This is a genomic window from Paragemmobacter kunshanensis, assembly GCF_011059185.1.
Classification (GTDB): domain Bacteria; phylum Pseudomonadota; class Alphaproteobacteria; order Rhodobacterales; family Rhodobacteraceae; genus Paragemmobacter; species Paragemmobacter kunshanensis.
This window is the reverse complement of the sequence record NZ_JAALFE010000046.1, coordinates 1-9,534: the sequence shown is the minus strand read 5'-3', so window position 1 is coordinate 9,534 and position 9,534 is coordinate 1. Positions and strand designations below refer to the sequence as shown.

The following is a 9,534-nucleotide window of genomic DNA, read 5'->3' as shown; positions in this document are numbered from 1 at the left end:
GCCGTCAACGCCATGATTTATATGCGAAATATCACGATTACGACAGCGAAATCAGCGACTTACTTGGAGAATGTGGGAGTATTGGGATCAAGGCATTAACGCTCCGGGCGTGAAAACAACTGTGGCAGTCTTGCCTGCAATAACAGTGGGCGGGGCCTGAACACCGCCGGACCAACCTGGAGGTAACTATGAAACGACTGCTTCTTTCTTCGGTTCTCGTCCTTGGATTCGCGGCACCGTCATGGGCCGAAGGCTGTGGCGAAGTCACCATCACGCAGATGGACTGGGCCTCGGCCAACGTGGTGACGGCTGTTTCCAAGTTCCTGATGGAACAAGGCTACGGCTGCACGGTGACGACCGTGCCGTCCTCGACGCCGACCGCCCTGACCGCCGTCGCGGAAACCGGGACGCCTGACATCCTGACCGAGCTTTGGGTCAACACCGCGCCGACCTACACCGAGCTGGTTTCGGCCGGCAAGATCGTCGAAGTGGCCGACGTTCTCTCTGACGGCGGCATCGAGGGCTGGTGGGTGCCGCAATATGTGGTCGACGAACACCCCGAGGCCGCGACGCTAGAAGGCATCCTTGCCAACCCGGCCCTGGTCGGCGGGCGCTTTGAAGGGTGCCCCGATGGCTGGGCCTGCCGCACCGTCGATGACAACATGAACAAGGTCATCGACTTCGAGAGCAAGGGCATCGAGGTGTTCAACCACGGCTCGGGCGAGACCCTGGCCACGGCCATCGCCGCGGCCTATGCCGACAAGAAGCCGTGGTTCGGCTTCTACTGGGCGCCGACCGCGATCCTTGGCAAATACCCGATGGTCCTGGTGGACATGGGCGCCGACGATGCGGCGATCCACGCCTGCAACAGCGACAAGGCCTGCACCACGCCGGGCATCTCGGCCTATCCGCGGGCTGCGGTGAAAACCGCCGTCACCACCACCTTCAAGGAGCGCGAACCCGACATCGCCGAGCTGATGTCGAACGTGTCCTTCACGAACGACCAGATGAACGGAATCCTTGCCTGGATGGAGGACAACAACGCCTCGGCCGAAGAAGGCGCGGTCTACTTCCTGACCAACAACAAGGAAGTCTGGTCGGCGTGGCTGAACGACAGCGCGCGCGGAAAACTCGCGGCCATCATCAAGTAACTCGGCTTTCGTCCCTCCGCCCCGGTCCATGATGGCCGGGGCGGGGGCATTCCCAGATGGCCTGTCAGCGGGATCGTGCAATGGCGTTTTATGACAAGATGTTCGAGCTCCTCGGGCTTGGCAGCTGGTGCGAGCAGGGGGCCAGCGATGGCCCGATGAGCATGGCCGCCCTGCTGGCCCAGGCGCAGGGCGACGATGCCGCGGACGACTTTTCGCTGCCTTTCCCGTCGCTCGACACGCTGCACGAAGCCTGCTCTGCCATTCCGCAGACCCGCGACATGACCAAGGGCGCCGAAAACAGCTTTCTCGCCGTCAAGGACGGCCTGAAGTTCTTTCTCGACCCGCTGACGCAGCCGCTTTCCTGGATCCTTGAAGGCGCGCTTTACGTCTTTACCACCACGCCGTGGTGGATCCTGATCCCGCTTCTGGTCTGGTCGACCTGGGTCGCAACCAGGCGCCGGGGCATCACGATCCTCGTGGCCTCGGTCTTTGCCTTCTTCGGCTTCATCGACCATCTCGACGTGGCGCTGCAAACCCTGTCGATCATCTTTGTCTGCACGACGCTCAGCGTGCTGCTCGGGGTGCCGATCGGCGTTGCCATGTCGCGCTCGGACAGGGCGCAGCAGGTGATGCTGCCGATCCTCGACATGCTCCAGACCCTGCCGAGCTTTGTCTATCTGATCCCGCTTATCTTCCTGTTTTCGGTCACCGAACCCAAGCTCTATGGCATCGCCATCATCCTGTACGCGATCGTGCCGATCATCCGCCTGACCGACCTGGGCATCCGCCTTGTCGACCGCGACGTGATCGAAGCCGCCGATGCCTTCGGCATGACCGACCGCCAGAAACTGATTGGCGTGCAGCTTCCGCTGGCGCTGCCCAACATCATGGCGGGCGTGAACCAGACGATCATGATGAGCCTCGCCATGGTGGTGATCGCGTCCCTCGTCTCGGCGCCCGGACTTGGCGTCCTTGTCCTGCGCGGCATCCGCAACCTTGAACTGGGCGTCGGGCTTGTCGCCGGCTTTGGCATCGTCCTGTTGGCGGTGGTGCTGGATCGTTGTTCCAAGGCCGCGATGCAGCGCATCGACGCCACCCAGAAATCCCGCTAGGCGCCCGCTGATGAACACCCCCAAAATCCGCATCCGCAACCTCTACAAGATCTTCGGCTCGCATCCGCAGAACATGCTGCCGCTGGTCCTGAACGACGGCATCAGCAAGGCGGAACTTCTTGAATCGCACCGCCATGTCCTGGGCCTGCATGACATCAATACCGAGATGCAGGCCGGCGAGATCTCGGTGATCATGGGGCTGTCGGGATCGGGGAAATCCACGCTGATCCGCCATCTCAACCGGCTCATCGAACCGACGGCGGGGGAAATCCTGCTGGACGGGCGCGACGTGATGGCGCTGCCGCCCGAAGACCTGCGAGACCTGCGCCAGCGCGCCATGTCGATGGTGTTCCAGAAGTTCGCGCTTCTGCCGCACCAGACGGTGCTGGAGAATGCCGCACTGGCCCTGAAGATCCGCGGTGTCGACCAGGCCACGCGCGAGGCCGAGGCGATGAAATGGCTGGCCCGCGTCGGGCTGTCCGGGGCCGAGAAGCAGCACCCCTATCAGCTGTCCGGCGGGATGCAGCAGCGCGTGGGCATCGCAAGGGCCCTGACTGCCGATACCGATGTCCTGCTGATGGACGAGGCGTTTTCCGCGCTTGACCCGCTGATCCGGTCGGACATGCAGGATCTGCTGCTGGAACTGCAACGCGAGTTGCGCAAGACCATCATTTTCATCACCCACGATCTGGACGAGGCGCTGAAGATCGCCGACCACCTGGTCATCCTCAAGGACGGCGCCATCGTCCAGCAGGGCAATCCGCAGCACATCCTGATGAACCCCGCCGATCCCTACATCGAGGAGTTCGTGGGTGACATCAACCGCGCGCGCGTTCTGAGGGCCGGCACGATCGCAAGGGCGGCCGAGCCGAGCATGGAAATCGCGGGGTCAGTCGACTGGAGCGATACGCTGGAGGCCGTCATCGCCCTTGCCGCCGGTCGCACCGACATCACCGTTCAGGTCGCAAGGCAGGGCAAGCCCGAAGGGATCATCGAGATGCGCGACCTCCTGGCGGCGCTGGTCCCGTACAAGTGACTTGCCACTGAAGATTTCATCCAATCGATTCAGTAGTCCGTCTCAACATAAACCCCCGAGCAATCATAGGCGATCGCCGCCGCTGTCGCGCCGTTGTTCATGAAGTTGCGCGGGCTCAGGAGTTGCGTCGCAGCGGGGATGTCGGTGTCGAGCATGGTCTCGACCACCGCCCCGCCGACCTCCTCGACCACCCGGACGCCGATCTCACCGCTGTTCGGGGCGGCGAGGAGCGTCAGGGTCAGGACGTTCGTCGTGCTCGCGACTGGGAAACTCGCCCCGAGATCGGTGAGCGTGGGCGCGCCCGAGGCATCGTTCTGCACGAGTTGCCAGTTCGTGTGGGTGCCGCGCTGGAAGCCGATGCCGATGCAGTTCACCACGGCCGACAACGTCAGGGTCGTGGCCAGCGCTGTTGTCGAGCCATAGAGGCCGAAGAAACCCATGCCGGTCGCCTGCAGTGTCACCAGCGAAAGCCGGTTCACATAGGTGAAGCCGCCGAGGCCGTCCGCATTGCCGCGCCAGCAGACCCATCCGGCAGAGCGTTCCTCGGCCGCCGCATCGGCGGTGGCGGCGCTGGTCACGCGCCAGCGGCGCATCGAGGTCGAGAGGTTGGTGGTGGCGAGCGTCGGCGTGGCGACGGTGCCGACGGCGGTCCGCGGCATGCCGTTGGTGTTGACGGTCGTGCCGGAGGACGGCGCCCAGGTCGCGATCCGGTTCACCCCGAAATGCGGCTGCAGCGGGAAGAACCGCCCCGAGGGGCGCTGGACGTCGAGCCATCCGGCCCCGGCGCGGTCCCGCGCATAGACCGCCAGTTTGCCGGTGGGCGGCGGCGTGGGCACGGAATCGAGCGCCGGGAGCACGACGGGTTCGGGCATCTCGACCCGGCCGCTGGTCCGGTCGATCCGGATCGCCTCGTAGAAAGCCGACCCGTCAGGGCTGACCTTGAAGCTGAAATCGTCGCCGCCAAGCAGACCGATCAGGGCGCGCGCCGACCAGTTGGTCTTGAATGCGAAGCTGGCATCGTTGGCGGGCACAGCCTTGTTGACCGTCGCCTCGATCCCGGCACCTGCATTGTTCAGGAGCACCGCGGGGGTGTTGACCGAGAGCCGATTGTAACTGTCGGCCGTCGCACCCCCGAGGCCCAGAAGCTGCGCCGTCAGGTTCGCCTGGGGCATGCCGACCTGCGTCACGGCATTGGCGAAGGTGACGGTCGGCGTATTGACCACCGTGGTGCCATTCGCGCCGGAGGTCGCGGGGCCGATGTTGACGACCGTATTCGAGCCCGACGCGCCGCCGGTGCCGAGGTTCACGGTCTTGGTGAGGCCGGTCGTCGTCGCCCCGGGGCCCATGCCGTAGGTCGCGGTGCCCGTCGCCGTGCCGATGGTGGCCGTCGCCGCCGAGACCGTGACGGTGCCGGAGGCGGTCAGCGTACCCGAAAAGGTCATGTTGCCGGTGAAGGTCTGCGTGCCCGTCAGGATCGCCAGTTCCGAGGACGTGTTCGGCAACGTGTAGCTGCGGGTCGTGCCGGTGGAGATGCCCGAAAGCGAGAAGACCGCCTTCTTTGTGGGATCGGCGTCGTTCACGAGGCTGAAGACCGCATCCGAGATGTCGCTCGGCTCGCCCACGACCTCCCAGGCAGCGCCGGTCCAGACGAGAAGCAGGCTCTCGTCCTCGACCCATGTCCGCCAGCCGGTGCGCGGCGGCAGACGCAGCCAGGCGCCGTCGGTCCAGAGGGCGATGTTCAGGTCCCAGCCCGCCCAGTCGCCGGTAGCGCCCGAGCCTACGATGTAGCGGTCGCCATCGGCGGGGCTTCCGGGCGGCGCGGTCAGGTCGCGGTCGAGGACGGAGAGCTGCACGAGCCCGTCGAGGATACGCAGCGCCTCGTTATGGGTGACGTGCTTCTGGGCCTGCGCCGCGAAGATATAGGGCAGCAGGAGATGAGTCGTGGCGTCAGACATGGGATTGCCTCAGAACGTGAGCGTAACGGTCTTGGGTGCGCCCCGCCCGACGAGGGCGGAGAGCTGGTAGATGCGGATGTCGAGCGTATCGCCCGGGCCGAGCAGCGCGCCCCAGTCGGCGGTCTGCTGGGCGGCGGTGTAGACGACGCTGATTGTGGCTGTGCTCAGCACTCGCTTCACCGTGGCGCCGTCGAGGACCTCGACCTCGTAGGCTTCCAGTTCTTCGGCCAGCGGCACCTCCAGCCCGCTCCAGCTGTCAGCGGAAAGCACGCGGGATCGGCGCGTCCAGCGGATGGTCAGGTCGCCGGGCGTGCGCGGTCTGCGCCAAGGCTGCTCGACATGGGCGACGGAGAACGGCCGAAGTCCCACGCCAACTGGCGTGAAGGCCTTCGCCACATAAGCCTCGTCGCTGATTGAGCGGCTCGCCGGGCCGATGCGCCAGTTCCACGGGATGCCAAGATCGGCCTCGGCGATCGGCAGCGATGCCAGCAAGGCGTCGAGTACGACGACCCGCACACCAGGAGGCGTTGGATCGGCCATTGCACCCTCTGTCCCCCGCTGCCCGCGCAGGAGCCGCGTCAATCGATAACGGCCGGGGGCGATCAGTTCCGCCGCGCCTGCCTGCACGATCTCCCAGGCACCGGGCGCGGTCTCGATGGCCAGCGCGTTGGCTCCGCCGAAGAGGGTCAGGTCGGTGACGCTTTCCAGCGTGCCGGTCAGCAGATCGACCACCAGCGCATTGCCGAGGTCGAAGCGCGACGTCGGCCCGGCGTAGAAGTCCGAGACCAGCGTGCCGATCCGGGCGCGCGTGCCAAACGTGGTCAGCAGATCGAAGCCATCCGTCGAGGGGCTACGGTAGACCGCGATCTCGCCGGGCCATGGCGCGGCGTGCGCCGCCGCGAAGGGCCGATGCGCAGGTTGATCTTCGGTCAGCTGCGGCAGGTTGAGGAGGACCGCTTCTGGCGCGCCGAAGACGACCGCCTGCGACAGCGCCCAGGGTCGCGGCGCGCCGGGCGGCAGATCGTAGGCCTCCCGATCCTGACGCACGGCCTCGATGCCGCGTGCGTCGTCGTCGGCAATCGAGATGAGCCGCAGCGGGATGGATCGGCCGTCATGGGCAAGCGTCACCACATCGGCCGGGTCGAGCGCCAGCCGCGACGGCGGCAGGCGGAGGACCGCGCTTTCCCGGCCGATCCACGCTTCCATCAATGCGCGGCGGCAACGGCGCTCGGCCTCTTCTGGCGGGATCGCCATCAGGAAAGACTCGGACGCGATGCGGGCGGTGTCGACGGTGATGCGGCGGGCTTCGACAAGGGCCGCGTCGTAATCCTCGTCGGCGCGGGCGACCTGCCACTTCAGTGCCTGCGGCAGTTCGGTTTCCTGCGCGCGGACCAGTTCCAGCGCCTCGCCCTCGCGCGACGCCACGAGGTCGTTATGCGCCAGGGTCAAAACAGACGCCCGCCCGCGCATGACGAAGCGGATCATGCCTTCGGTCTCGATGGCATCGAACCCGAAATGCCGGGCCAGCGTGCTGATCGATGATCGCGGCGCTTCCAGCGCGGTGATCGCATAGCCTTCGACAGCTCCCCAGAGGCCGGATACGTCGATCAGCGCCTCCGGCATTCCGGCGCGCAGGCAGAGGTGGCGCACGAGGGCCGCCAACGATACCGCGCCCAGCCGTCCGGTCAGCCAATGGCCCAGACGCCAGTTCGGACCATCGGTCCAGACGTCGGTCAGTTCCGGAAAGAACGGATAGGGTCGAGCGTCCCAGGTCCAGGCGGCGCATTCGGGGACATGGACCATCCGGCCGCCGTAGACGGACGACGTCGGGTTGTTCGCCCCTTGGCCCCACCAGAGATAGCTGGCTTCCAGATAGGCACGCTGGATCGCATCGTCGCGCCAGCCGCGAGAGAAATAAGGCGTGAAGCTTTCCGAGGACTTCGGATCGAAGAAGACGTTCGGCTGGTTCGTGCCCCTGTCGATGGCCGGGCAGCCGAGTTCCGTGAACCAGACGGGCTTGGACTGCGGCACCCATGATGTCGGCGTGCCGCTTTCCACCCCGCCCGGTCGGTTGAAATGCGGGTTCGACCACCAGGCCCGCAGATCCTTGTAACGGAAGACCCACGGCTTGCCCGCGCTGCCATCGGTGATCGGGGTGCAGATCTGAGCCGACCGGTCGGCGGCGCTGGCGTAGAACCAATCGAAGCCCTCGCCGCCCGCGATGTTGGCCTGCAGGTAGGCCCGGTCATGGATGGCGGGCCAGCCTTGCAGAGCATCGGCATGGTCGAAGCCGTCGCGCCAGTCCGACAGCGGCATGTAGTTGTCGATGCCGATGAAATCGATGTTGGCGTCCGACCAAAGCGGGTCGAGGTGGAAGAACACGTCGCCACTACCGTCGCCGGGCTGGTGGCCGAAATACTCCGACCAGTCGGAGGCGTAGCCCACCTTGGTGCCCGGCCCGAGGATCGACTTCACCTCCGCCGCCAGCGCCTTGAACGCGGTCACGGCCGGATAGGCACTGGCGCTGGACCGGATCGTCGTCAGGCCCCGCATCTCGGTGCCAATCAGGAAGGCATCGACACCGCGCCCGCCTCGTCTGGCATCGGGCAGAAGCCTTTGAAGACATCGAACCGTGAAACCTCGCTCGATCCGCTGACAGGTGCACAATTGTGCCCATCGCCGCACGAGACAGATGTTGCGTCGCCGTGCCACCATTCCGGTGCAGCGAATCCCTGCCGCTCCTTGAAACCGTGAATCTGTGATCCGGGCCGGGCGATGCGCTACGGTCGAGGCGTTCGGCGCTTCCCGTTCTGACGTCGCCTGGCCCGGGCTTCACACGAGCTGGTTTTCCGTGAAGCCGGATCAGAAATCCGTCTCGACGTAGACCCCGTCGCAGTCGTAGGGGACGGCCGCAGCAGTCGCGCCCGTGTTCATGAAGAGGCGCGGCGAAAGAAATTGCGTGGCGGCGGGCAGGTCAGCGGTGATCTACTACTCCAAGATCGCACTGTTTTCGTAGTCCACAGCTCCTACCCAGACTGAACTGCCATTCGGCAGAGCGGCAATGAACAGGGTGAGGAGCTTCGTCCAAGATAAGGTTGACCTGTATCCCGGCTTTCACCCACACGCCCGCGCCTGATCACGCAGAACGGCATAATCGCCGAGCATCCGAACGATCACTGCGCCTTCCGGCAGCGCTTCCACCTCATCGGCCGCCTGCGCCCGCTCAGCAACCGTGTACTCGACCACGGGTGGGCAAGGGGCCCGAAGGTCAGAACCGCCCATCGCGCAGCCGGTGAGCCAGAGCATCGCGATCATTAGGGCGGCGGGCGGCGGCGTCGAGCATCTGGCGGTGGATGGCATCGTTTCTCTCTTGGGCATCAAGCCGTTCGGCAGCGCGCCCGGCGCGTTCGCCTGCACGGCGCAGGTTCAGGAGGAACAGCAGGATCGCTGCTGCGGCGAGAGAAAGGCCCAGCGCCTTCCGCGCCGGGCCATAGGTGGGGAGCCAGCCGATCATCGCTGGCCCCGCTTCCAATCGTCCAGCCGGGCGTAGATGGTGATGGCGATGCCGATCAGCGCGATGGCGATCAGCACCCAGCGCAGGCTGTCGAGGTAGGGGACCAGCGGCTGGATCGTGGTCTGCGTTTCGGCAAGAACGTCCTGCAGCACTTCGACCCCAGCCGCACCGACAGTTGCAGCGCCCGCCGCGCCGCCACTGCGCAGCGTGCGGCTTTCCGACAGCACTTCGCGCGCGGGCGGCAGTTCCGGCGCGAAGGGCACTGGCCGTGCTGTGTAGGGATCGCCCCAAGAGCGGGCAGGCCCGAGGTCGATGTGCATGAAGCCCGAGCGGGGGTAGTATCCGAAGCCGAGGAAACCCACGGCCCGTGCCGCTGCCTCGAAGGCTGCAGGATCGTGGTTCGCCATCGCGATGTCGAAGGCGGTGCCCTGCATGTGCTTGGACGCCGGGGCTCCGCCGACGGCGCGGTTGTGTTCCGGGCTGCGATAGGCGGAGCGCACGATCAGCGGCTTGCCAAGGTGGTCGCGCAGGGCCTGCAGTTTGTCCATGGCCTCGGTGTTGATCTTGATTGCGCCGGTACCGCGGCAGGCGATCTCGGCCGGCGAGAAGCTCGGCCAGCGCCACGCCTTCTCAGGGACGTCGCGCCAGGTCACAAATGACAGGGTCGGCATGGTGGATCCTCCTAAATTGAAAAACCCGCCTTGGGGGCGGGCGAGGTGGTGGTTTTGATGATGAAATCGGCAGCGCCTCCCGGTCAGGGCGCGCT

7 protein-coding genes and 1 pseudogene are annotated in these 9,534 nt (G+C 65.8%); 3 read left to right on the top strand and 5 right to left on the bottom strand.

Going from position 1 to position 9,534, the window contains the following annotated elements:
- The first annotated feature begins 188 nt into the window (after positions 1-188).
- The 3 genes from G5V65_RS20925 to G5V65_RS20915 all read left to right on the top strand — a co-directional run bounded on the left by G5V65_RS20925 (position 189) and on the right by G5V65_RS20915 (position 3,299).
- Positions 189-1,151 carry a glycine betaine ABC transporter substrate-binding protein gene (locus tag G5V65_RS20925; protein ID WP_165054368.1) on the top strand — a complete coding sequence of 321 codons (963 nt, stop codon included), beginning with the start codon at positions 189-191 and terminating at the stop codon, positions 1,149-1,151.
- An 80-nt stretch (positions 1,152-1,231) separates the two neighbouring features.
- Entirely contained in the window at positions 1,232-2,263 is a 1,032-nt protein-coding gene (locus tag G5V65_RS20920) for an ABC transporter permease (protein WP_165054364.1), read from the top strand.
- 7 nt (positions 2,264-2,270) lie between these two features.
- Positions 2,271-3,299, top strand: a complete 1,029-nt coding sequence (locus G5V65_RS20915; protein WP_206526917.1) for a quaternary amine ABC transporter ATP-binding protein — start codon at positions 2,271-2,273, stop codon at positions 3,297-3,299.
- Positions 3,300-3,328: 29 nt separating this feature from the next.
- On the opposite strand, the gene G5V65_RS20910 is transcribed toward G5V65_RS20915, so the two are convergent.
- The 5 genes and pseudogenes from G5V65_RS20910 to G5V65_RS20885 form a co-directional block, all read right to left on the bottom strand.
- Positions 3,329-5,254 (bottom strand): DUF2793 domain-containing protein, encoded by a 1,926-nt coding sequence (locus tag G5V65_RS20910; protein WP_165054358.1) that lies wholly within the window; start codon positions 5,252-5,254, stop codon positions 3,329-3,331.
- A gap of 9 nt (positions 5,255-5,263) precedes the next feature.
- Positions 5,264-7,837: pseudogene (locus G5V65_RS20905) on the bottom strand (baseplate multidomain protein megatron); the annotation flags it as partial.
- 531 nt (positions 7,838-8,368) lie between these two features.
- Positions 8,369-8,500: a hypothetical protein gene (locus tag G5V65_RS22875; protein WP_343162879.1), complete on the bottom strand. Its 132-nt coding sequence runs from the start codon at positions 8,498-8,500 to the stop codon at positions 8,369-8,371.
- A 22-nt stretch (positions 8,501-8,522) separates the two neighbouring features.
- Complete coding sequence (locus G5V65_RS20890; RefSeq protein ID WP_165054355.1) at positions 8,523-8,768, bottom strand: hypothetical protein; 246 nt, start codon at positions 8,766-8,768, stop codon at positions 8,523-8,525.
- Complete coding sequence (locus G5V65_RS20885) at positions 8,765-9,439, bottom strand: YcbK family protein (RefSeq protein WP_165054352.1); 675 nt, start codon at positions 9,437-9,439, stop codon at positions 8,765-8,767. The genes G5V65_RS20890 and G5V65_RS20885 overlap by 4 nt, the downstream gene beginning before the upstream one ends.
- Positions 9,440-9,534 lie beyond the last annotated feature (95 nt).